The 23,916-nt window shown below is 71.0% G+C and carries 17 protein-coding genes; 9 read left to right on the forward strand and 8 right to left on the reverse strand.

From position 1 onward, the window contains the following. The first annotated feature begins 297 nt into the window (after window positions 1-297). The 3 genes from ACFY9I_RS09850 (at window position 298) to ACFY9I_RS09860 (ending at window position 3,035) form a co-directional block, all read left to right on the forward strand. Window positions 298-825, forward strand: coding sequence for a hypothetical protein (locus tag ACFY9I_RS09850; RefSeq protein WP_390998999.1), 528 nt, complete (start codon window positions 298-300; stop codon window positions 823-825). A gap of 195 nt (window positions 826-1,020) precedes the next feature. Then, entirely contained in the window at window positions 1,021-2,397 is a 1,377-nt protein-coding gene (locus ACFY9I_RS09855; RefSeq protein WP_390999002.1) for a helix-turn-helix domain-containing protein, read from the forward strand. 95 nt (window positions 2,398-2,492) lie between these two features. After that, complete coding sequence (locus ACFY9I_RS09860) at window positions 2,493-3,035, forward strand: hypothetical protein (protein ID WP_390999004.1); 543 nt, start codon at window positions 2,493-2,495, stop codon at window positions 3,033-3,035. Here ACFY9I_RS09860 and ACFY9I_RS09865 read toward each other — a convergent pair. Together ACFY9I_RS09865 and helR are read right to left on the reverse strand one after the other, a co-directional pair. Continuing rightward, window positions 3,032-3,652, reverse strand: a complete 621-nt coding sequence (locus ACFY9I_RS09865; protein ID WP_390999007.1) for a dihydrofolate reductase family protein — start codon at window positions 3,650-3,652, stop codon at window positions 3,032-3,034. The genes ACFY9I_RS09860 and ACFY9I_RS09865 overlap by 4 nt on opposite strands. Window positions 3,653-3,762: 110 nt before the next feature. After that, window positions 3,763-6,030 carry an RNA polymerase recycling motor ATPase HelR gene (gene helR / locus ACFY9I_RS09870; RefSeq protein WP_390999009.1) on the reverse strand — a complete coding sequence of 756 codons (2,268 nt, stop codon included), beginning with the start codon at window positions 6,028-6,030 and terminating at the stop codon, window positions 3,763-3,765. A 720-nt stretch (window positions 6,031-6,750) separates the two neighbouring features. On the opposite strand from helR, the gene ACFY9I_RS09875 reads away from it, so the two are divergent. Further along, complete coding sequence (locus ACFY9I_RS09875) at window positions 6,751-8,358, forward strand: carbohydrate-binding protein (RefSeq protein ID WP_390999012.1); 1,608 nt, start codon at window positions 6,751-6,753, stop codon at window positions 8,356-8,358. A gap of 122 nt (window positions 8,359-8,480) precedes the next feature. Here the strand turns inward: ACFY9I_RS09875 and ACFY9I_RS09880 are convergent, their stop codons facing one another. The 4 genes from ACFY9I_RS09880 to ACFY9I_RS09895 all read right to left on the reverse strand — a co-directional run bounded on the left by ACFY9I_RS09880 (window position 8,481) and on the right by ACFY9I_RS09895 (window position 12,085). Beyond that, window positions 8,481-8,894 carry a VOC family protein gene (locus ACFY9I_RS09880; RefSeq protein WP_390999015.1) on the reverse strand — a complete coding sequence of 138 codons (414 nt, stop codon included), beginning with the start codon at window positions 8,892-8,894 and terminating at the stop codon, window positions 8,481-8,483. 300 nt (window positions 8,895-9,194) lie between these two features. Further along, entirely contained in the window at window positions 9,195-9,800 is a 606-nt protein-coding gene (locus tag ACFY9I_RS09885; RefSeq protein WP_390999018.1) for a TerB family tellurite resistance protein, read from the reverse strand. A gap of 172 nt (window positions 9,801-9,972) precedes the next feature. After that, the gene (locus ACFY9I_RS09890; RefSeq protein WP_390999021.1) at window positions 9,973-11,790 is read right to left on the reverse strand and encodes a DEAD/DEAH box helicase; all 1,818 of its coding nucleotides are present in this window, start codon (window positions 11,788-11,790) and stop codon (window positions 9,973-9,975) included. Between the two features lie 91 nt (window positions 11,791-11,881). Beyond that, window positions 11,882-12,085 carry a cold-shock protein gene (locus ACFY9I_RS09895; RefSeq protein WP_005483357.1) on the reverse strand — a complete coding sequence of 68 codons (204 nt, stop codon included), beginning with the start codon at window positions 12,083-12,085 and terminating at the stop codon, window positions 11,882-11,884. A gap of 456 nt (window positions 12,086-12,541) precedes the next feature. Between ACFY9I_RS09895 and ACFY9I_RS09900 the strand changes: the two genes are divergently transcribed. Then, entirely contained in the window at window positions 12,542-13,489 is a 948-nt protein-coding gene (locus ACFY9I_RS09900) for a hypothetical protein (RefSeq protein WP_390999024.1), read from the forward strand. Window positions 13,490-13,687: 198 nt separating this feature from the next. On the opposite strand, the gene ACFY9I_RS09905 is transcribed toward ACFY9I_RS09900, so the two are convergent. Continuing rightward, on the reverse strand, window positions 13,688-15,124 hold the full coding sequence (locus ACFY9I_RS09905; RefSeq protein ID WP_390999171.1) for an amino acid permease: 1,437 nt from the start codon (window positions 15,122-15,124) through the stop codon (window positions 13,688-13,690). A gap of 424 nt (window positions 15,125-15,548) precedes the next feature. On the opposite strand from ACFY9I_RS09905, the gene ACFY9I_RS09910 reads away from it, so the two are divergent. Further along, entirely contained in the window at window positions 15,549-17,960 is a 2,412-nt protein-coding gene (locus ACFY9I_RS09910; protein ID WP_390999027.1) for a right-handed parallel beta-helix repeat-containing protein, read from the forward strand. Between the two features lie 158 nt (window positions 17,961-18,118). After that, complete coding sequence (locus ACFY9I_RS09915) at window positions 18,119-20,668, forward strand: SpoIIE family protein phosphatase (protein WP_390999029.1); 2,550 nt, start codon at window positions 18,119-18,121, stop codon at window positions 20,666-20,668. A 26-nt stretch (window positions 20,669-20,694) separates the two neighbouring features. Here ACFY9I_RS09915 and ACFY9I_RS09920 read toward each other — a convergent pair whose 3' ends face one another. Then, a complete protein-coding gene (locus ACFY9I_RS09920; protein ID WP_390999031.1) occupies window positions 20,695-21,369 on the reverse strand; it encodes a DUF2637 domain-containing protein in 675 nt (224 codons plus the stop codon). Between the two features lie 330 nt (window positions 21,370-21,699). Here ACFY9I_RS09920 and ACFY9I_RS09925 point away from each other — a divergent pair, with 330 nt between their 5' ends. Continuing rightward, a complete protein-coding gene (locus ACFY9I_RS09925) occupies window positions 21,700-22,767 on the forward strand; it encodes a right-handed parallel beta-helix repeat-containing protein (RefSeq protein WP_390999033.1) in 1,068 nt (355 codons plus the stop codon). Window positions 22,768-22,810: 43 nt separating this feature from the next. After that, complete coding sequence (locus tag ACFY9I_RS09930) at window positions 22,811-23,884, forward strand: methyltransferase (protein ID WP_390999036.1); 1,074 nt, start codon at window positions 22,811-22,813, stop codon at window positions 23,882-23,884. Window positions 23,885-23,916 lie beyond the last annotated feature (32 nt).

Consider the following 23,916-nt stretch of genomic DNA (forward strand, 5'->3'; position numbering starts at 1 on the left):
GGTAGTGGCGCACGGCGGCGCGGTTCCACCGGTTTTTCGAGCCTTCGGACCCAGCGGGCGGTCCGCCGCGTCCGGACGGCATCCCAGGGAATCCCAGGCACTGCTGTTTCCGCAGGTCAACAGAGGTGGGACCGTTCCACCGCCGCTGATGTGGCGGCAGAGGTTGTGGGGATGACGGCCGTCCCTTGAAGCTCTGGGTGCCGCACCGGCCGAGGCATAGCGACCGCCCCGAGCAGCGGCACACGACGACACCCAACGCCCATGAACAGGAAGACGCCCATGAACAGGAAGACGCGCATGAGCATGAACAGGCAGTCCCCTGCACACCGTCGTCCCGGCCTCCGCACGGCCGCCGCCGGCCTCGTCCTGGCTGTCGGACTCGGTGTGTGCGCACAGGGGCCGGGACGGGCGTCCGTCCACGCCCCCGCGAAGGCGTCCGTCGCCGTACCGAAGTCGGTCACCGGCACGCCCGGCCACGCGGTGACCCGGGTCGCCGACTTCTACGGCGCGTACATCGACGCGAAGGGCGACTACACGGACCCGGACGTCACGCTGGCCACGGCGCTCCGCAAGCACTACCTGACGCCCGACTTCGCCGAGCGGCTGGCGGCCTGGGAGAAGAAGAACGGGGCGGACGGCGTCCTGCGTGCCCAGAACGTCCCGTCGCAGTGGACGGTGACCGACAACGGCAGCATGGGGCACAGCCATGAGGTCACCGTCACCCTGACCTTCGGCAGCGGGAACACGGCGCAGAAGACCAAGCTCTTCGTCCTGGTCGAGCGGTACAACCGCATCGCCGACATCGGCACCACGAGCGTCCGCTGACGGCGGAGCCGCTCCGCTCCCCGGCCCGTCCCGGCCGAGCGGGGCACCGGCCCCGTGCACAGCGGCGGCCGGGACGAGTAGGAAGGCGCGACGACTGCCGCTCCCGAGGGCAACGGTGGAACCGTTCCAGCTCGCCTGACGTGCAGTCATATCAGGGACCGGGGTGCGGGATCGCGGGCGGACGACGGGGGAACGATGTCGAGTCTGGGCGAGGTCGAGGAGTTCGCGGCGCTGCTGCGCCGGTTGAAGGACCGTACCGACCGGAGCTACGGCTCCCTGGCCCGCCGCCTCCACATGAACACCTCCACGTTGCACCGGTACTGCGCGGGCGAGGCGGTGCCGCAGGACTTCGCGCCCGTGGAGCGGCTCGCGGCCTTCTGCGAGGCGACACCGCAGGAGCGGCTCGAACTGCACCGCCTGTGGCTGTCGGCAGTGGCGGCTCGGCAGCGGGTGCGTACGGCCGATTCACCGGAGGCGGCGATTCTGACACCCGCACCGGACATGGACCCGGACGCGGGCGCGGGCGAGAACGCGAGCGCGAACGTGGACGCGGACATGAACATGGACGCGGACAGGGCACGCGTCGAGGAGAGCCGCTCCGCAGACCACGCAGGAGAACACCCCCACCCGGACGACCGCTCCCCCTCCTCCGCCCCCCACCCCTGGTACCGCCGCCGACGGGTGATGGCCCCCGCAGCCGTCGCCTGCGCACTGCTCGCCACCGTCGGCAGCCTGTCGGCCCTGTCGGACGACCGTTCCTCCGAGGCGGATGCCTCCCACTCTGCGAGCCCCCGGACAACCGCCGCCGGCGCACCCGGCCGTTCGGCGGAACCGCCGGCCACCGCCCCCACCCGGAGCCCCGCGTCGCCCGGTCCCCGGCATACCCCCGTCCCGTCCGCCTCCGGCAGCGCTCCCACGTCCACCGCGAAGCCGGCCGTCGCCCCGCCCCTGGCCTGGAGCGTCGACTCCCTGGTCTGGGACAAGGGCTGCGACCACGACTACGTCATCGGCAAGCCACCCGCGCAGGTGCCTCCGCCGCCGTTCCAGCAGGACGCCGGGGTGTGGGCGGCGACGCAGGACGCGGTGCACGGGCGGCAGACGAAGGTACAGATCTCGGTGCAGGGGCGGTCGTCCACGGCCGTGGTCCTCAAAGCGCTCCGCGTCCGCATCGTCAGCCGCGGCACCCCGGGCGGCGGGAGCGCCTACGCCATGGGCCAGGGCTGCGGCAGCGATCTCACTCCCCGGCGCTTCACGGTGAACCTCGACGTGGACCGCCCCATCGCCCACCCGAAGGACGGCGCCGACGGTGGACACACCATCCCGGCCGTTCACTTCCCGTACCAGGTCTCCGCCGAGGACCCGGAGGTGCTGCAGGTCGACGCCACGACTCAGGCCTACGACGCCCGCTGGTACCTCGAACTCGAGTGGTCCTCCCAGGGGCGCACCGGCACGATTCGCGTCGACGACCACGGCCGCCCGTTCCGCACCACCAGCATCAAGGGACTGCCGCACTACTGGTACGGCAGGGACGACGCGGGAGGGCGGGCCTGGGTCCCGCTCGACAGCCACTAGGGAGACGTCTCCACGTCGCCCTCCCTGTGGTCGTCCCGGCCCAGGCGATACCATCCGCGACCTGATGTCGGGCTCATGGGGGAGGACGCCACGTCATGACGACCATCGCGGTGACCGGGCACCTGGATCTGACCGAGGGGACCGTCCCTCGGGTGCGCGCGGCGTTGGACCATCTGCTGAGGCCGTACGCCGGGGACGGTGGTCCGCTCGTCGGGGTGTCCTGCATCGCCAAGGGGGCCGACACGCTCTTCGCCGAAGCCGTGCTCGCCGTCGGGGGGCGGCTGGTCGTGGTCGTGCCCTCCCGGGATTATCGGCGGAGCACGGTCGAGCCCGCACACCACGCCTCCTACGACCGACTGGCCGAGGCCGCCGTGGAGGTCGTCGTGCTCCCCTACGAGACGGCCGGCCGGCAGGCGTACGAGGCAGCCAACGCCGTACTGATCGAGCGGGCCGACCGTCTGGTAGCCGTATGGGACGGCGCCCCGCCCACCGGTGAGGGCGGCGGCACCGCCGATGCCGTCCTCGAAGCGCGGGCGGCCGGTGTTCCCGTGGACGTGGTGTGGCCGGACGGGGCCGCTCGTCGAGGTCGAGCGCCGGAGCCCGGGCCGGGGGGCGACGGGCGCCCGGGGAGCGGCTAGGAACCCAGGCCCTGGAGGGACGTTTCGCCGCTGGGCGTGCCGCGGGCGTACCTGACCCGGAATCGCAGATGTGTGACGTGAGGTGAGGTGAGGACTCTGGTCCGTTCCAGCTCGATGTGTTCCGTGCCCAGATGATCGAACAGCCGACGGCCCTCGCCCATCAGCACCGGCGCGATCTGCAGGTTGATCTCATCGAGGAGTTCGGCTCGGAGAGCCTGCTGAGCGATGTCCGCACCCATCAGCGTGACGTCCTTGCCGCCCGCCGCCGCTTCTGCCTGCCGAAGCGCGCCTCTCACGTCACCGGTGAGGAAGGTGAAGGACCCGCTCTTCATGACCAGTCGGCTCCGCGGGGCGTGGGTCAGCACGAAGCACGGCACGGGAAAGGGCGTGTCCTGCCAGACCTCGACACCCACGTCGAAGGTTCTTCTGCCCAGCACGACGGCACCCGTGGAAGCCGAGACCTCCCGGCTCACCACGGTGTCGACGTCACTGTCCGACGCAAAGATCCATTCGTGCAGCCGCAGACCACCCCGGCCCATGGGATGTTCGACGCTGATGTCCGGACCGGCCATGAAACCGTCGAGTGACATCGTGACGTGGAGGACCACCTTGCTCATGGGACGAGGACCTTTCTCCGGGGGCGCTGCCTGGTACGTCTGGCATCCACGGACGTAGACCGTTCGACGACGCCGAACTCATCGGCCTCCTCCGGTGCGGCCCTCCGGGCTCAGGTGGTCGTCAGGACGACCAGTCGCTGGGTCGCCCGGGTCATCGCCACGTAGTGGTCCACCGCTCCTTCGATGCCCTCGCCGAAGTTCTCCGGGTCGACGAGGACCACGAGGTCGAATTCGAGGCCCTTCGACAGCTCGGGGGTCAGGGAGCGGATACGGGGCGTCGCTGGGAGGGGCGGCAGGGGCGGGCGGGATGTCGCGTTCCCGGGGGCCGGGGCGGCGATCACGCAGGCGATGCCGTCGGGGTGGGTGGTGAGCCAGTCGTCCAGGGTCCCGGACAGGTCGGCGACCGAGCCGTGGGTGACGGGGACGCCGCCGCTGCGGATGGAGGTCGGGACGTTGGCGTCCGGGAGTGCCGCTCGGATGACCGGTTCCGCCTCCGCCATGATCTCCTGCGGCGTGCGGTAGTTGACCGTCAGCGAGGCCAGGGTGACCCGGTCGAGGCCGATGCGTTCCAGGCGTTCCTGCCAGGACTCCGTGAAGCCGTGCCGGGCCTGGGCCCGGTCGCCGACGATGGTGAAGCTGCGGGAGGGGCAGCGTGCCAGCAGCATCCGCCATTCCGCGTCGGTCAGTTCCTGGGCCTCGTCCACGACGACGTGGGCGAAGGGCCCGGCGAGGAAGTCCGGGTCCAGGGCGTCCACTTCGGACTCGTCGACCAGGCTGACCTTCGCGTCCTCGCCACGCAACATCCTGACCAGGCCGATGCCTTCGTCGCCGTCGGCGCCCGAGTTGGCCACGGACTCGATCAGGTTGTCGACGACCTGCTCCATGCGCTCGCGCTGGGCGGCGAGGACGGCCTCGTGCCGGCGCTTGCGGCGGGCCGTCTCCGGGTCGCCGAGGCGCCCGCGGGCCGCGTCCAGGAGGGGAAGGTCGGAGACCGTCCACGCCTGGGGGTCGGCGCGCTGGAGCCTGCGTACGTCGTCGGGGGTGAGCCAGGGGGCGCACAGACGGAGGTACGCCGGTACCGACCACAGGTCGCCGACCAGGTCCGCCGCTTCCAGCAGGGGCCAGGCGCGGTTGAAGGCCGTGACCAGCTCCCTGTTCTGGAGGAGCGACTTGCGCAGGAGGTGGGGTGGGACGTCACCCTCGCGTTGGTCGCCGTGCTGGTCGCCGTGCTGGTCATTCCGCTGGGCGGCGTGCTTGTCGATGAGGATCGTCAGCAGCTCCTCCCAGACCTGGTGGCGGGCCTCGTTGTGGGGGGTGCCGGGCTCCGCCGCTTCGAAGGCCGCCGTCCAGTCCTCGGGGCCGAGCCAGATGTCGGACCAGTGGGTGGTGACCGTCATGCCCTTGGTGGGCGGCTCCTCGTAGAAGCGGACGGCCTTCTCGATCGAACCCACCAGATCCGCCGACGACTTCAGACGGGCCACCTCCGGGTCGGACTCGACACCGGCCTCCGCTCCCTCGGTCACCAGGTCGCGCAGGACGCAGGTCTGCACGCCCTCCTCGCCGAGGCTGGGCAGGACATCGGAGACGTACGAGAGGTAGGGGCGGTGGGGGCCCACGAAGAGGACACCGCCGCGGCGGTGGCCCAGGCGGGGGTCGGAGTGGAGGAGGTACGCGGAGCGGTGGAGCGCGACGACCGTCTTGCCGGTGCCGGGGCCGCCGTCCACGACCAGCGCACCCCGCGAACCCGCGCGGATGATGGCGTCCTGGTCGGCCTGGATCGTGCCGAGGACATCGCGCATCCGCTCCGACCTGTTGGCCCCGAGGCTGGCGACGAAGGCGGACTGGTCGTCGAGGGCGGCATGGTGTCCGGCGAAGCCGTCCGAGGTGAACACCTCGTCCCAGTAGTCGCTGACCCGTCCGCCCGTCCACCGGTAGCGGCGGCGGCTCGTCAGGCCCATGGGGTTGGCGTGGGTGGCGCCGAAGAACGGTTCGGCGCCGGGGGAGCGCCAGTCGATCAGCAGGCGGCGGCCCGTGGTGCTGTCGTTGAGGCCGAGGCGGCCGATGTAGACGGGTTCTCCGGGGTTGTCCGCGCTGACCATGTGGCCCAGGCACAGGTCCAGGCCGAAGCGGCGCAGGGTGCGCAGACGGGCGGTCAGGCGGTGGATCTCCGTGTCCCGGTCCATCGCCGCACGCCCCGTGCCGCCGGGTGCCTTGCGGGCGGCGTCCAGCTGGGCGGAGACCTCGGCGATCGATCGGTCGAGACACTGCGCGAGGGCCACGAAGTGCCGCTCGTCGTCGGCGATCAGCGACGGGTCGGCCTTGGCGGAGAGACGGTCGGGGAGGTCGAACGCGGTGGGGGTGGTGGTCTGGGGGTTCACTTCATTCGCTCCGAACGCTCCGAGGGGCCGAAAGGCACGAGAGATACGCCGATGTGGGCCGGCCGCCGTGCGAACTCCTCGTCCGGCGGCGCGCACACCCGTACCTCCGCACCGGGTTCGCGCGGACGGCAAGCGAGCCCGACCAGTGGTTCGAGGCCGCCTCGCGAGTCGTGGTTCGTCAACAGCACACGCATTGCGTGCCCCCCGGTTCTCATGGATTTTGGCTCAGGCCGGAGATTCTGCGGTACACCGGGGGCCTTGCCGCAAGCCCCCCGGTGCGCTATACGTTGAGAGTGGCAAGGAGTGGGTTACCTCCTTGCCTTTGTTTTTTCCGCCCCCTCCGGGCCGTTCCCGCCTGCGTGGGCCGCCGTTCCCGCCCGCGTGGGGCCCGCCGTTCGAGCCCCGCGCGTCACTCCGTCGAGCCCCGCGCGTGACTCCGTCCGAGCCCGTATTCAGTGCCGTTCTCTAGGCGATCACCCGTTCACATCCTCGGACTCTCGCTCCCTTCGTCTTCGCCCTTCAGGCTAGCCGCAATTCCAGCACCCCTAGCCCTGAGCAGCGGCAACCTTCGATCCACCCCACTTAAGCCACCCTCTGCTGTTCACCTACGTGAACATAAGTCCACGCACGTGTATTGACGTGCTCAAGTCAGGCTCTGACACTCAGTCCAGGGAAAGCGCTTTCCGATCCGCATTCAGGACCTCATCCCTGGAGACGACGATGCGCACGACGACGCACACGACGCACACGACGCACCTGAGACCCGTCAGGGCGATGGCGAGCGCCGGGCTGGTTGCCGCTCTGCTCGCCGCCTTGTCCGCCACGGCGGTGACGACGGCGCAGGCCGCGACAGCCCGCTACGAGGCCGAGACGTCACCGGCCGTCTGCACCGGCACGATCGACTCCGACTGGACCGGATACTCCGGTAGTGGATTCTGCAACGGCACCAACGCCGCAGGCGCGTACGCCCAGTTCACCGTGACCGCACCCGCATCGGGCACGGCGACACTGTCCGTCCGCTTCGCCAACGGCGCCACCGCCGCGCGGTCCGCCACGGTGACGGTGAACGGCACCACGGCCGCGACCGCGTCCTTCCAGAGCACCGGTACGTGGACGGGATGGACGACCAAGACACTGTCCGTGCCGGTGAGTTCGGGCAGCAACGTCATCCGGATCAACCCCACCTCCGCCGACGGGCTGCCCAACATCGACTACGTCGACGCCACCGTCCCCGACGGCACCACCACCCCACCGCCGTCGAGCTCGGCGCTGTACGTCTCGCCGAGCGGGACGGACTCCGCCGCCGGCACGATGTCGTCCCCGACCACCCTCACCTCGGCGATCAGCCGCATCTCCGCCGGCGGGACGATCTACCTGCGCGGCGGGACATACGCCCACTCCTCGACCGTCACCATCCCGGCGGGGAAGAATGGGACCTCCGGCGCCCGTACGACGCTCGCCGCCTACCTGGGCGAGACACCGGTCCTCAACTTCTCGGCACAGAGCGAGGCTTCGTCCAACCGAGGGCTCCAGCTCAACGCCTCGTACTGGCACGTCAAGGGCCTCGTCGTCGAGCGGGCCGGTGACAACGGCATCTACGTCGGCGGCAGCAACAACGTCATCGAGCGCACGGTGACCCGCTTCAACCGTGACACAGGTCTGCAGTTGGGGCGGATGGCCTCCACCACGCCCGCCGCCGAGTGGCCGTCCAACAACCTCGTCCTGAGCGCCGAGTCGCACGACAACGCGGACTCGGACGGGGAGGACGCGGACGGGTTCGCCGCGAAGCTGACCACCGGGAACGGGAACGTGTTCCGGTACTCCGTCGCCCACAACAACATCGACGACGGCTGGGACCTCTACACCAAGCCGGACACCGGACCGATCGGGCCGGTGACCATCGAGGACTCGCTCGCCTACGAGAACGGCACGCTCAGCGACGGGTCGCAGGCCGGGAACGGGGACCGCAACGGCTACAAGCTGGGCGGTGACGACATCGCCGTGAACCACATCGTCCGGCGGAGCATCGCCTACGACAACGGCAAGCACGGTTTCACGTGGAACAGCAACCCGGGCACGATGGCGATCTCCGGCAACGTGAGCATCGACAACGCCCAGCGCAACTTCACCTTCGACGGCGGTACGTCGGTGTTCCGCGACAACACCTCGTGCCGGAGCGGCAGCGGTACGAACGACCGGATCATCGGGAACTCCGACAGCTCCAACCAGTTCTGGTCCGGCACGAACGGGTCCCGGTGCTCCTCCTACTCCGGCGGCCTGCACTGGTCCTTCGGCAGCGACGGAAGCCTCGACGTCACCTTCGGATGAGTCGGATGAGTCGGATGACGATGAGTCGGAGGAGGAGTCGGACGAGGCGGAGAGCCGGATGACATGGGCCCTCGCCCGGGGACGGTTCGCCGTCACGGGCGGGGGCCGCGGTTCTTCGGCGCTCAGTCCTGCGGCTCGCTGATGTTGACCATCCACGGGATGCCGAACCGGTCGGTGCACATGCCGAAGACGTCACCCCACATCTGCTTCTCCAGGGGGACGGAGACCGAGCCGCCGGCCGAGAGCTTCTCCCAGTAGCCGCGCAGCTCGGTCTCGTCGTCGCCGCTGAGGCTGACGGAGAAGCCGCCTCCGGGCTGGTACTCCATGCCGGGCGGGGTGTCGGCGCCCATCAGGGTGAAGCCGGTGGGAGTCTCCAGCATGCCGTGCATGATCTTGTCGGACTCCGGGGCGTCCGGCTGGCCGAAGGCGCCGAAGGTGTTCAGCGCCAGCTCACCACCGAAGACCTCCTTGTAGAACTCCAGCGCCTGCCGGGCGTCACCGTCGAAACTGAGGTACGGGTTGAGCCGCGAGACCATCGGAACCTCCCTGAAACGGGCATAAGGTCAGTTGTCCGGAGACTAGCCCCCGGTACTGACAACGGCATGCCGGACACCTCGCCCGCGGCGTCCACCGGCCGGCTCGCCGGCTCGGCCCGTGACCTCGAGGGAGGCGGCCTCGGGCACGCACTCCGTGTCGCCGTCCTCGGCCGTCGCCAGCGCTTCCTCGGCGGCCTGGCGAACGCCGCGCTCATCCGCTGGTGCGCCCGTACCCTCCGCCGGGGAAAACGCCCGGACCCGGCGCCCTGGACCGGCCCGCCGAGTGACGGACCGGGGCCGTCAGAGGCCGAACTCCTGAGGAGACAGCCCCAGGGCCGCGCAGGCCTCGCGCAGGACCTGCTCCTCGGCCGGGGCGATGTAACCGTCGGCGCCCGCCACCACGAAGCCGGTCTGGACGACCGCCCGGGCCTCCGTCGGCTTCTTCGCCGCCTTGGCGATCTCCTGGAGAGCCTCGGCCTTGCCCTGCTGGAAGTTGAGGGAGAGCTGGTCGACGTGCTTGTTGAAGCGCTGACGCAGTTGGTCGGCCGGGAAGTTCTGCAGGACGTCGTTGTTCAGGATCAGCGACTCCACGTGCTGCCGCTCGGCCGGGTCCACGTTCCCGTCGGCGGCGGCGACCAGGGCGCACATGGCCATGCTGGCGTCGCGGTAGGCCCCGCTCTTCAGCTCCGTCTTGAGGGAGGTGAGTTGGGACTTCAGGGCGCCCACCAACTGCGCCTTCGATCCGCCGGCGGACCGCCCGGACCCCGAGGAGCCGGAAGAGCCGGAGGAGCCGAAGCCGCCCAGCGGACCCGTACCCGGCCGTCCGTGGCCGGTGCCGCCCCGCGCGCCCTGCGCCTGCTGCTGCAGACCCTTGGCCTGGTCCTTGATCCGATCCCACATCGCCATGCGTGCCACCTCGGCTAGCCCATTGCGTTCCGGTCATACGCGCGCGTTCCGCGTCCTTCTGTCAACGCCTGCCGACGCCCGCGAAGTTCCACCGCCGGGCGGGTGATCGTCGGTGGAACGGGTGAAGATCCGGGAAACGAGCGGGGTTCCCCGGTAAGCGGACACGCCGGCCTCAGCGGCCGTTCCCCTTGGCGGGGGCGCGGCGGCGTCCCTGGGAGGGGCGGCTCCGTCGGCCGCGCGACGTGGAACCCGGACGGCTGGGGCGCTGCTCGGGGGCCGGGGGCGGAGTGAGGACGATGGGGACGCCCGAGGGGGCCTGGGCGCCGGTGATGCGGTTCAGGTCGGCGCCGCCCGAGCGGACACTGGTGGTCGTCGGGGTGATGCCGGCGACGGCCATGAGCCGGGTCATGTCACGGCGCTGGTGCGGCAGGACGAGCGTGACGACGGTGCCGGACTCGCCCGCGCGGGCCGTACGTCCGCCCCGGTGCAGGTAGTCCTTGTGGTCGATGGGCGGGTCGACGTTGACCACGAGGTCGAGGTCGTCGACGTGGATGCCGCGCGCGGCGACGTTGGTGGCGACCAGGGCCGTGACGTCACCGTCCTTGAACTGCTTCAGGGCCCGGTTGCGCTGGGACTGCGACTTGCCGCCGTGCAGGGCGGCCGCGCGCACCCCGACGGCGAGCAGCTTCTTGGCCAGCCGGTCCGCCGCGTGCTTGCTGTCCAGGAACATGATCACCCGGCCGTCGCGGGCGGCGATCTCGGTCGTGGTGGCGTGCTTGTCGTCGTCCTCGATGTGCAGGACGTGGTGGTCCATCGTCGTGACGGCGCCCGCGGACGGGTCGACCGAGTGGACGACGGGGTCGTGCAGGTAGTCACGGACCAGCCGGTCGACGTTGCGGTCCAGGGTCGCCGAGAACAGCATCCGCTGCCCGCCGGGGCGCACCTGGTCCAGCAGGGCGGTCACCTGCGGCATGAAGCCCATGTCGGCCATCTGGTCCGCCTCGTCGAGGACGGTGATCGCGACCCGGTCCAGCCGGCAGTCGTCGCGGTCTATGAGGTCCTTGAGCCTGCCCGGCGTCGCCACGACCACCTCGGCACCGCCACGCAGCGCGCTCGCCTGCCGTCCGATCGACATGCCGCCCACCACGGTGGCGAGCCGCAGCCGCAGGGCGCGTGCGTACGGGGTGAGGGCGTCGGTGACCTGCTGGGCCAGTTCCCGGGTGGGGACGAGGACGAGGGCCAGCGGCTGCCGGGGCTCGGCCCGCTCTCCCGCAGTGCGCGCCAGCAGGGCGAGACCGAAGGCGAGCGTCTTGCCCGACCCCGTGCGGCCCCGGCCGAGGACGTCCCGCCCGGCCAACGAGTTCGGCAGCGTCGCGGCCTGGATGGGGAACGGGGTGGTCACCCCTTCGGCGCCCAGGGCCTCCATCAGCCGCGCGGGCAGTTCGAGCTCCGCGAACGCCTCCACGGCCGGCAGCGCGGGGGTGACGGTGACCGGCAGCGCGAACTCCCCACCGACGACCGCCGCGCCGGCCCGCCCACCACGTCGGCCTCGCCCGGCCTTGGGGGCACCGGCCTTGGAGCCACCGGTCTTCGAGCCGCCGGTCTTTGAGCCGCCGGTCTTTGAGCCGCCGGCCTTGGTGCCGCCGGTCTTCGAGCCGTCTGCCTTGGCCGCACCGGTGCGGGAGGACTCGCCCCCGGCCGCACCGGCCCTGGAGGAGTCACCCCTGGCGGCACCGGCCCTCGAGGACCCGCCCCTGGCCGTACCGCCGTTCGCCGACCCGCTCCTGGAGGCGCCGTTCCTGGCCGCACCGGCCTTGGCCGAGTCGTTCCCGCCCGGGCCGTCCTGGGGCGCGCCGCCCCTGGCCGTGCCGTTCTGTGGCGCGCGGGTCGCACCGGTTTTCGCCGACCGGGAAGGAGTGGTCTGGTTGCCCGCCCCCTGCGAGCGGGTGCGGGAGGCGCTGCTGCTGGTCGTGCGGGGCGTGCGGTTCATGGGGGACCTTCCTCGATGCGGCACCGGTCGCACACGAGCCGAGGCCCGCACCCCGAAGGTGCGGGCCCCGGCTCATGCGTACGCGTCAGCGTCAGGCGGGAACGATGTTCTCGGCCTGGGGGCCCTTCTGGCCCTGCGTGACGTCGAAGGTCACCTTCTGACCTTCCTGAAGCTCGCGGAAGCCGGAGGTGGCGATGTTGGAGTAGTGGGCGAACACGTCCGGGCCGCCACCCTCCTGCTCGATGAAGCCGAAGCCCTTTTCCGAGTTGAACCACTTCACGGTGCCGGATGCCATGCTGTACTCCCTTGACGCAGTGCCCGGGATCCGCACCTTGCGGACCCGGCGTCGCAGCTACGATTTGACCCGACGGGAAACTCTGAAAAGCCCCGGAAAGCCCCGGAAACAACAAAGAGTGCTCGTCGACGGAAGGTCGAAGAGCACTCAGAAGCCTCTGGTAACCAAAACTGCCACTTCATGGCAAGGTAGCACAGGCTGGCAGCGCGCGCAGGGGATCCCGAGATGAAGCCGCCGATCCGGTGTGTGCGCGGCAGATGGCGCGGGCGGGCGAAAAAATGATGGGCGGATCGGGAAAAGCCCTGATGGCAGGACAACCGCCACCTCCCGGCGACGCCCCCGGCGCATCACGGGCGACACGAGCGACACGCGCGCCACCGGCCGGTGCGGATATCGGATCGGCATACGTGCATCTCACCCCATCACTGTGCGACCAAAATTCGTTACTCTCCGGGCATGTCTCTCCTCGGTCGCCGACGCAGCACGACCAGACTCGCCCCTGAACTCGATGACACGGACCTCGGCAAGGTGCGCAAGCGCCTGGTGGAGAGGGCCGGCTCAGGGGGCCGCACGCTCGCGGTGGCCATGATCGAGCAACTGCTGCGCGACACCGGCAGGGACTGGGACCGCAGGGCGCACCGGATGAGCGTCCTCGCGGAGTCGACCTCACCGGCCCTGCAGCGCTCCTGGGTGGAGGAACAACCGCAGGACCCGGACGCGCAGTTGCTGTCCGCCTGGGGCGTCCTGCTGCGCGCGCGGTACGAGGAGCAGCCCGTCCCGGGGGAGACCCGGGAGGCGCTAGACGCCTGCGAGCGGGCCGCCCTGCTGCGGCCCGAGGATCCCACCCCCTGGGTGGTGCGCCTCGGTCTGCTGCGTCTGTGGCGCCGGCCGGGCGCCGAGGTCTTCCCGCTCTGGGACGAGATCGTGCGCCGCGACCCGTGGCACCGCGAGGCCCACATCCAGATGCTCGGCTATCTGTCGCCGTGGGAGTGCGGCTCGCACGCGCAGACGGTCGACTTCCTCGACCGGGTCCGCGCGGGGACGGCGCCCACGGCCCCGACGGCGGGCCTGGAGGTCGCGGCCCTCATCGACCTCTACCACGGCACGGTCGACCAGGGCGGTCTCGAAGCCCTCACCGCCGTCCACCTGTGGAGCCGTCCGAACGCGGTGGCGGCGCTGGGCCGCGCGCTGGCCGACTGGCCCCGGCCCGGCCACCTCACCCACGCCGCCGCCGTGGCCGACCTCAACCTGCTGGCCTACGCGCTCGTGCAGGCGAAACGAGCCGGTGAGGCGGGCGAGGTGTTCCGCGCGATCGGCGGCATGGTCACGGTGTACCCCTGGGCCCTGGAGAGCGGCGACCCGCTGCAGTCCTTCACCACCTGGCAGCAGCGCGCGGCCACCTGACCGCCACCTCTCCGCGACCGCCAGCGGCGCGCCCATCTGACTGCCGCCGGCACTGGGCGGCCACCCGCCGCGGCAGCGCCCGGCCGGGTGCCCTCCGACTGTCGTCTGCCAGCGGGGCGCGGCCGCCTCGACGCCGGGGCCCTTCGAGGTGGCGAAGAGCTCCGGCGGCGTCCCCCTCGGCGACGTACCGCCTGTCGGCTACCGCCGGATCGGCTGGGGGGCCAGGAGCGGCATCGCCGCGCCCGCCAGCAGCGCGCCCGGTACGGCCAGGGCCAGCCAGACTGCGGTGGTGGTGTCGCCGCCGATGAGGGTGGTGAAGTTGGAGATGATCAGCCAGATGGCACTGGCGATGCCGCCCGCGCCCAGGGCGGGGGCGATCAGCGTGTTCCAGAGCCGGGTGTCACCGGCCCCCTCCTGGCGGAAGTACACGATGACCGACACCGAGGTCAGCAGGTACAGCAGCATGATCGCCAGTACGGCGAGACCGCTGAGCCAGGAGAAGAGGGTGAGGACGGGGTCCTTGCCCGCCAGCGCGAACGGGAAGACCAGCAGCGCGGCGACCACGGTCTGCACGACGCCCGCGAGCCACGGCGACTGGCGGCCGTTGAGCGCGCTCAGCCGACGCGGCAGCAGACCCTCCCGGCCGAGGGAGAACAGATACCGGTTGGCCGAGTTGTGGAAGGCCAGGATGCTGGCGAAGAGCGAGGTCGCGAGCAGGATCGGCAGCGCGTCGCCGGCCCACGCGCCGAGCTCCTGGGACACGGGCGCGGCGACGAAGGCCGCCCCGTCCCCGGCCTCCAGGGCCTTCCCGGCGGCCTCGGCGCTGGAGGACGGGCCGTGCGCCGAGATCAGCATCCAGGAGGTGAAGGCGAAGAACGCGGTGACGAGGACGACCGCGAGATAGGTGGCCCGGGGGACCGTCCGGTGCGGCTCACGCGCCTCCTCGCCGTAGATCGCGGTCGCCTCGAAGCCGAACATCGACGCCACCGCGAACATCAGCGCCACGCCGGGCGCGCCGTCGAGCGCCGCCGACAGGGAGAAGGAGGAGCCGGGGGCCAGCCCTTCGGGGCCGCCGCCCTTGAGGAGCATCACCACACCGAAGATCAGCAGCAGGCTGATCTCGGCCAGCACGAACACGGCGAGCACCTTGGCGCCCACGTCGACGCCGGTCGCGCCGAGCCCCTGGACGATCACCATCGTGGCGAGCGCGAACAGCCACCAGGGCACGTCCCACTCCAGGTACTGCAGCGCCAGTCCGTTCATGACGGCACCGAACAGGCCGTACACCGCAGCCTGGATGGCGTGGTACGCGAGCAGTGCCACCCCCGCGCTGCCGGCGGCGGCCGTACCGCCGAGGCCCTTGCCGACGTAGGAGTAGAAGGCGCCCGCGTCGACCACGTGGCGGCCCATGGCGACGTAGCCGACGGAGAAGAGCAGGACGACGACCCCGGCCACCAGGTACATCGCGGGGACGCCCGGGCCGTTGCCGATGGCTATCGCGACCGGGGCCGCTCCGGCCACACCGGTCAGCGGCGCCTGCGCGGAGAGGACGAAGAAGAGGATCCCCAGGACGCCGAGCGCGTTCTGTTTGAGGGAGCCGGTGGACGCGTAACCGTCACCGGCCGCGTGCCGCATTCTGGACGCACTTGTAGCCATGCCTCACCTGTCGGGCGGAAGAGAGAAGTGTGGTTTCGGCTCAAACGAGCTGCCCCATGCTGGCCTCAACTTTCCGGCCTGGCAAGGGAGTGACACGTGTAGGGCCACAGATTGTTCGGGTACTTACGACGTTCCGTGTTCACCGGACGGAGGAGGTCGGCCAACTGACCCTCGGGGAAGGGGAGTTGGACCAGATGGGATGACTCGTTCCGGCCCCGCACTACTCCCTGGTAGATCTTGTTACGGCGTGGTGCGGACCATAGAGTTCCGGCGAACCGCGACAGAAGGCGCCGGGCGTCTTCTCCCCCCACGTCCGGCCCGACCACCGCCTCCGTCATCCCCGGCGGCTGGGCGGCATCCCTCCGTCCGAGAGGGCCGGCAGCGGCCCGAAAGGACGTCGAGGATGAGATCCACAGTGATGGCCGACGGCCGGGCGCCGGCCCGGCTGCTCACGCTGGCCACGGCCGCACTGACCGTGGCGGCCACGTTGATCGCCGCGCCGGTGGCGGCGGCCGGCACGGGGACCGCCACCACGGCCGTCTCCACGGCCGCCGCCGGCCCGGCCTGGTCGGCCATCACCTTCGGTCAGTCCACCGACCTCAACTTCGCGTCGAACGTGCTGCCCGAGAAGGTCGGCACCAACTACGCGAAGCCCGACCGTCCCGGAACCATCGACGGCAGGATCGAGCTGGAGAGCCGGGGCGGCAAGCTGGCGCCCGGCCACGACGGGATCACCTTCTACCAGACGGCCCTTGACCCGAGGACCGACAACTTCGTGCTCACCGCCGACATGACCGTCGAGCAGTTCGGGCCGGAGACCGGCGCCGCCGTCAACTCGGCGGACAGCGCGGGCATCATGGTGCGCGACGTGAACGGCGTGCCCCGCCAGGACCCGATGGTCCTCGGCTTCGAGGAGGTGCCCGCCGCCTCCAACATGTTCGGCGCGGGCATGATGAAGCAGGGGCTCAGCGGCTTCGGCCGCACCGGCGTCACCGAGCCGTACGGCAATCCCGGCGGCGCCCTCAAAGCCACCCCGTTCACCCGTGACCCGGCGTACGCGCTGCCCACCGGCACCCCGGTCACCCTCCGGCTGGAGCGCACGGACACCGAGTTCGTGATGTCGGCGACCTTCACGCACGCGGGCGAACCGGCCACGTTCGAGCAGCGGGTGGCCGGCGCCGACTGGGTGCAGGACATCGACCCCGACCGCATGTACGTCGGCTTCTACGCCGCCCGCAACGCCAAGGTCAGCTTCGAGAACGCCAGGCTGGATCTGAGCGATGCGCACACACGGCCGCGTCCGCCGGTCCAGCCGACCCCCGTGGCGCCCGCGTTGACCCTGTTCTCGCCGCCCGAGACCAGCACGCGCGACTACACGCTGCGGGCCCGCCCCAACTACGACGGCACCCTGACCGTCACCGACGCGCGCGGCGGCGAGCGGCTCACCGAGGCGCGGGTCACGGCGAAGGAGGTGTTCGCCCACAAGGTCCGACTCGCCTCCGGCGAGGCCGAGTTCACGCTCACCTTCACACCGGACGCGGCCTCGTCCCGGGGTGCCCCGGTCAGCAGGTCGCTCACGGTCACCAGGAAGCCGTACGGGGCGCGCGGCGACGGTTCCGTCATCCACGCCTCCCCGGCCGGTACGGACGCCGCCGCCGGTACGGCCGGCGACCCCGTCGACCTGGCCACCGCCCTCAGGTACGTCGCCCCCGGAGGCAGGGTGCTGATGCACGGCGGGACCTACCGGCCGACCGGCACGCTCAACCTCGGCGCCGCCTACGGCGGACTGGCCGGGCACCCCAAGACGCTCCAGCCCTACCGGAACCAGAAGGTCACCGTCGACGGCCGCGACGCGCTCGACGTGGTGCTCCGTCTGGACGCCGACCACTGGCAGGTGAAGGGCTTCCACATCACGCACGCCCGGTCCAACGCGATGCGGGTCAGCGGCAGTCACAACACGGTCGAGCGGATGCTGTTCAACTTCAACGGCAACACCGGCTTCCAGATCACCGGCAGCGGCACCGACCCGGCCCTGTGGCCCTCGTACAACCTCGTGCGGGGCAACGAGTCGCACGACAACCGGGACCCCGACGACGAGAACGCCGACGGGTTCGCGGCGAAACTGGGTGTCGGCGCCGGCAACGTCTTCCGGGGGAACATCGCCCACCACAACATCGACGACGGCTGGGACCTCTACAACCGGACCAACGAGGGCGCCAACCTGCCGATCACCCTGGTGGACAACGTCGCCTACGCCAACGGCCGCCTCAGTGACGGATACGACGAGGACAGCAACCGGGGCAGCGGCTTCAAGCTGGGCGGCGAGGGGCTGCCCGTCGACCATGTGGTGCGGGGCAACATCGCCTTCGACAACAACCTCGACGGCTTCACCGACAACTTCAACCCGGGCCGGATGGCGCTGACCCGCAACACCTCCTTCGACAACAAGCGGTTCAACTTCATCGCCCGCTTCAACCCGTACTTCCCGACGGACGAGCAGGGCGTCTACCGTGACAACCTCTCCTTCCGCACCCCGGGCGGCCCCGGCGGCGCCACCCCCGTACCGGACTTCCTCTCGGGCGACGTCGACCGCACCAACGTCCTCTTCGACGGAGAACGGGCGGTGAGCTCCGACGGTGCGACGGCCGCAACGGCCGCCGACTTCTGCTCGCTCACCCCGCCGCGGCCGTACGCGCGCGACCGGGACGGCACCCCGCGCCACGGCTGCTTCCTGCGTCCGACCCGACACAGCCCGCTGAACACGGCGGGCACCGACGGCGCACCCGTGGGAGCCCTGAGCGCCGGGCGGCGCTGAGCCGTCACCGCGCCGTCACCGCGCCGCCGCTGATGCCCGCGCTCCAGCCCCGGAATAAAGTGCGCGAAATGGAGTGAAAGCCTCGCAATCGGACATACCAGGGGTAGTGGCGAAGCCTCGATGGGGTGTGGAGCTCGACGAGAGCGAGATGAGCGGACATGGAGCGGCACAGTGTCGGCGGCCCGGGAGCGGGTGTGGGTCCCGGGGCCGCCGCGGAGGCGCTCACGGCGCGTGCCACGGTCGACGAACAGGGCACCGTCACCGGCTGGAGCGCCGGCGCCGAAGACCTGCTGGGGTACGTCCCGGCGCAGATCCTGGGCCGCCCGGCCCTCGTCCTGCTCGCCGAGGAACCCGCGGCCGACGACCTGCCGTCCTTCGCGGACCTCCCCAGGTGGCACGGCATGCTCGTGCTGCGGCACCGGGACGGCCGCCGTCTGGAGGTCAAGGTCCTGGCGCTCCACCGGACGTCGTACGCCGGCGTCCGTGACTGGTTCGTGGTGTCCGCGCCGTCGTCGTCGCGGCCCCGCTCCGACGACGACGTCCTCGCGCTGCGCGGTTTCCTCGACTCCCCGTTCTGCGCGACCTCGGTGCACGACAAGGATCTGCGGTTCCGCCGGTCCAACCAGGGCTCGACGGGCGCACTGGGCCTGAGCGACGACGACCTGCGCGGACTGCGGCTGTCGGAGGTGGTGGACGACCCCTCGATCGGGGAGGTGGAGCGGCTGATGCGGCGGACCCTGGCGACCGGGGAGCCGCAGTACATGGAGAACCACGCGCGGGGCCCCGGCGAGGCCCGTGAGCACGCCTGGTCGATCCATCTCTACCGGCTGGAGGACGAGGACGGCGGCGCCCTCGGTGTGGCCGTCACCGGACACGACATGACCGAGCAGTTCTGGGCCCGCAAGCGTCTCCAGTTGATCGCCGAGGCCGGTCGGCGCATCGGCAGCACCCTCGACGTGACCCGGACGGCGCAGGAACTGGCGGAGGTGGCGGTCCCGGATCTCGCCGACTTCATCAGTGTCGACATGCTGACGTCCTTCGACGGCGGCGGCGTCGCCCACGCCGTCGAGGCGGTGGCCGGCCACGGGTCGTCCCGGGCAGCGGGGGCCGGCCACCCCCTCGTCCTGCGGCGCGTCGCCCACCGGTCCGTGTACGAGGGGACCCCCGAGGCGGTCGTCGCGCCGGGCGAGGTGGACGAGTACCCGGACGGCTCGCCACCGGTGGAGAGTCTGCGGTCGGGGCGCGCCGTGCTCCACCAGGTGAGCGAACCAGCCATCGCCGAATGGGTGGCGCAGGACCCGCTGCGGACCGCCCGGATCCGCGACTTCGGGTTCCACTCGGCGATGACCGTGCCGCTGTCGGCGCGCGGAACCACCCTGGGGGTCGCCGTCTTCGCCCGGCACCGCGACCCCGACCCGTTCCAGCGGGACGACCTCGTCCTGGCCGAGGAGCTGGCGGCCCGGGCGGCGGTCGCCATCGACAACGCCCTGCGCTACACCCGTGAGCGCGGTACGGCCGTCACCCTGCAGCGCAGCCTGCTGCCGCAGAGTATGCCCGAGCAGGCCGCGGTGGAGGTCGCCTCCCGCTATCTCCCGGCGGGTGCCCGGGCCGGGGTGGGCGGGGACTGGTTCGACGTGATCCCGCTGTCCGGGGCCAGGGTGGCGCTGGTGGTGGGTGATGTGGTGGGCCACGGCATCCACGCCTCCGCGACCATGGGCCGGCTGCGGACCGCCGTACGCACCCTGGCCGACATCGACCTGCCGCCCGACGAGCTGCTCACCCACCTCGACGACCTCGTGGCCCGCCTGGCCACCGAGGCGGAGGTGGCGGCGGAGGCACAGGCCGCCGGGGGCTCCGGGACGGCGGGGGACGTGACCATGGGCGGCCCGGCCACGGGTGGCGTGGCCGCCGCGAGCCTGGCACCCGGGGATGTCGGTGCGACGTGTCTGTACGCCGTGTACGACCCCGTCTCGCGCCGGTGCACGCTCGCGCGGGCCGGGCATCCGCTGCCGGTGGTGGTGAACCCGGACGGCACCGCCGATCTGCTCGACCTGCCGGCCGGCCCCCCGCTGGGGCTGGGCGGTCTGCCCTTCGAGGCGCTGGAGACCGAACTGCCGGAGGGAAGCCTGCTCGCCCTCTACACCGACGGCCTGGTCGAGTCCCGGGACGACGGCGTCGACGACGGTGTCACCCGGTTGCGCCAGGTCCTCGCCGCTCCCGCCGTCTCCCTGGAGGCGCTGTGCGACAAGGTGCTGACAGCGGTGCTCCCCGAGCGGCCCGCCGACGACGTGGCCCTGCTCGTCGCCCGCCCCCGGGCGCTCGGCGCCGACCAGGTCGCCACCTGGGACGTCGCCCCCGACCCCTCCGCCGTCGCCGAGGCCCGCAAGAACGCCCTCTGCCAGTTGGAGAGATGGGGCCTGAACGACGCGGCCTTCGTCACCGAACTCGTCGTCAGCGAACTGGTCACCAACGCCATCCGGCACGCGGAGCCGCCGGTACGGCTGCGGCTCATCCACGACCGGACTCTCCTGTGCGAGGTCTCGGACGCCAGCAGCACGGCACCCCATATGCGCCGCGCCCGTACCTACGACGAAGGCGGCCGCGGCCTGCTCCTGGTGGCCCAGCTGACCCAGCGCTGGGGCACCCGTCCCACCGCCATGGGCAAGACCATCTGGACGGAACAGGCCATCGAACCCGCCCCGGCGTGACCTACGGCCTCACCGCCGCCGCACCCCTACCTCACCTGCGGGGATTTGGTGAGGGTGTCGGCTGCGTGCCGGGGTCCCTGCCGGGACGAGAATTGTCCGACAAGTTCACGAAAACACACCAGTGCGGTAATCGGCGGAATTCCCACGACGGTCATGCCCAGCAGAGAACTCGGTGATTGACCGATACACAGAACCACCGCCGTGGCGGAGGAAATCAGCATCACGGCCCAGGACCGCCGGGCGGTTCGGTTCTGAACGGCTGCCCGCAGGATGGACAGACCCGCCAGGAGCCATGGCCCGTACACGGTCAGCGGCCACCACCGCGCCAGGTTCGCCGACACCACCTGCAGTGCGATTGAGCGCAGCTGGACGTACGAATAGGACAGGGACCAGAAGAGCATCGTCACCGCGCACACGGCGATCGCCGTGATCAGGATCGCTACGGGGATGACTCTCGGGTTGCCGGACAGGATGTGGGCGCCCGGGCGCGGCCGCCGCCGGTTGGTCGGGCGGCGCGGGGGCTCGTGACCGTCCGGCGGGGGCGGGACGGGATCCATGCCGTGCGCCATGCGGATCAACTCCTCGTCCGGATCCCAGACGCCGGCCGGGGTTCTCGGGCCGGGGAGCCAGATCTGCTGCGTCTCGACGAGCGGTTGAGCGCCGTCAGTATGGTGATCTACCGAGTCATAATCGGTTCTCATTCTGAATCCTGTTCATTCGGGATCCGCTTTTCCGACCGGCGTGAGAGAGGCCGATGCCCGATATCGAGCATCCGGCAGAATAGCGACCGGCGGGGATTGCCGCGGGGATCGAACCGCAGTGAAAGGTCGATGAAACCGCGAAGTTCCGTCGTGTGATCTCTCCCGTTCCGGGCGTGGACGCGGTGTCGGCCGTACGGCGTCGCTCGCAAACGGCTTCCGGTATCCGAACACCTTCGCGCCGGGTGAGGAGTTCCGTTCACCTGCGGACGACACGCCACCGGATGGCCCATCCGCCCGGTTCCGCGAGCATCCGGTCATATCGTGCGCAATATGAAGAAATTGCGTATTGCCCAACTGGTGTGCCTCGCGACGGTCTTCGGGGCGGGGCTCGGGGCCGCCCCGTCCGCCGTCGCCGACCATCGGACCCACGTGGTCCACCCGGGGGAGTCGATCCAGCAGGCGGTGGACGCGGCCAAGGAGGGAGAGACCGTTCTCCTGACCGCCGGCACGTTCCGGGAGAGCGTGACGGTGCGCACCTCCGGCCTCACCCTGCGCGGCGCGGGGCACAACACCGTCATCGCACCGGCCAGGAAGAAGGCGGCCACCGACACCTGTGCCAAGGAAGGCAACGGCATCTGCGTCGTCGGGACGAAGAACCGCAACGTCAAGAACGTCACCGTCGCCTCCCTGACCGTGACCGGCTTCACCGGGTCCGGCGTGTCCGCGGCGTCGACCGACCGGCTGGCCGTGCGCGACGTGGCCGCCGTGCGCAACGGCGTGTGGGGCATCGCCCAGGAGGCCTCGGTCCGTGGGGTGTTCCGGAACAACATCGCCCGGCTCAACGGCGACGCCGGTCTGTTCCTCGCGAACACGATCAAGGCCGAGCAGGGCGCCACCGACACCAAGGGAACGGTCGTCGCGCACAACCGCCTGGAGAACAACCGGATCGGCCTCACTGTCCGGCGCCTGCGGAACCTCATGGTCGCCGACAACCACGTCACCGGTAACTGCGTGGGCATCTTCGTCGTGGGCGACGAGAACAAGCCGAGGGCCGGCGCGCTGACCGTGCGCGAAAACGACATCGAGCGGAACAACAGGTCCTGCCCGAAGACCGCGCGGCTGGACGCGCTGCAGGGCACCGGCATCGTCCTGACCGGCACCGAGGACACCCTGGTGACGGGGAACCAGATCAGGGAGAACGTAGGCAACTCCCCGTTGTCGGGCGGCATCGTGGTGTGGAAGAGCTTCGTGGGCACCACCAGCGAGCGGAACCGGATCACCGACAACGTGGTGGAGCACAACGCTCCGGCCGACCTCGTCAACACGGACACCGCGGGCAAGGGCAACATCTTCCAGGGCAACACCTGTGGGGCCTCCAGGCCCGCGGGACTGTGCTGACGGGCCGTGGGCCGCTCATGAACGCGAAGAAGGAGGGCGGCGCATGACGACCGCACAGACAGCGCAGTCGGTGCCCACGTCACCGGCCGCGCGGCCCGCGCAGGCCACGCCACCGCCGTCCATGCGACTGAGGGAGCTCGTGTTCGGGGCGGCCTGTGCCGCCGCCCTGCGCGCGGCCGCCCGGCTGGGGGTCGCCGACGCACTCGGTGACCGTCCGCTGGCCGTGGAGGACCTCGCGGCGGCGGTGAAGGCCGAACCGAAGCCGCTGGGACGGCTGTTGCGGGCCCTGTCCTGCTACGGCGTCTTCACCGAGCGGCCCGACGGGACGTTCGCGCACACCGAGATGTCCCGGCTGCTGCGCGAGGACGATCCGCACAGCCTGCGCGCCATCGCCCTGTGGTGCACCGAGCCCTGGACCTGGGACGCGTGGCCGAAGCTGGACGAGGCGGTGCGCTCCGGCCGTAACGTCGTCGAGGAGCTGTACGGCAAGGAGTTCTTCGTCTACCTCAACGAGGACGCCCCGGAGTCGGCCGACGTCTTCAACCGGGCCATGACCACCTCCAGCGTGCAGTCCGCGCGGGACGTGGCCGAGTTCCTCGATCTGTCGGGGAGTTCCTCGGTCGCCGACATCGGCGGTGGTCAGGGGCATGTGGTGGCGAGCCTGCTGGAGAAGCATCCCGCGCTGCGGGGCACGCTGCTCGATCTGCCGAGGGTGGTGGAGCACGCCGATCCACGGCTGCGGGCGGGCGGCGCGCTCGCCGACCGTACACACATCGTGCCCGGCGACTGCCGCGCGGCAGTCCCGGTCCGGGCCGATGTGTACATCATCAAGAACATCCTGGAGTGGGACGACGACAGCACCGCCCGGACCCTGCGCAACGTCATCGAGGCGGGCGGCCCGGGAACGCGGGTCGTGGTCATCGAGAACATCGTCGACGACACGCCCTCGATGCGGTTCAGCACCGCGATGGACCTGCTGCTGCTCCTCAACGTCGGAGGGGCCAAGCACACCACCGCGAGCATGTCCCGCAGGCTGACGGACGCAGGGCTGGTCATCGACGACGTCCGGCCGGTCAACGCCTATCTGCACGCGTTCGACTGCCACGTGCCGGGCTGAGCACCGGCACATCGCGTCGCAGGACCGGCCGC

Source organism: Streptomyces sp. NPDC012510 (assembly GCF_042955065.1).
Lineage (GTDB): Bacteria > Actinomycetota > Actinomycetes > Streptomycetales > Streptomycetaceae > Streptomyces.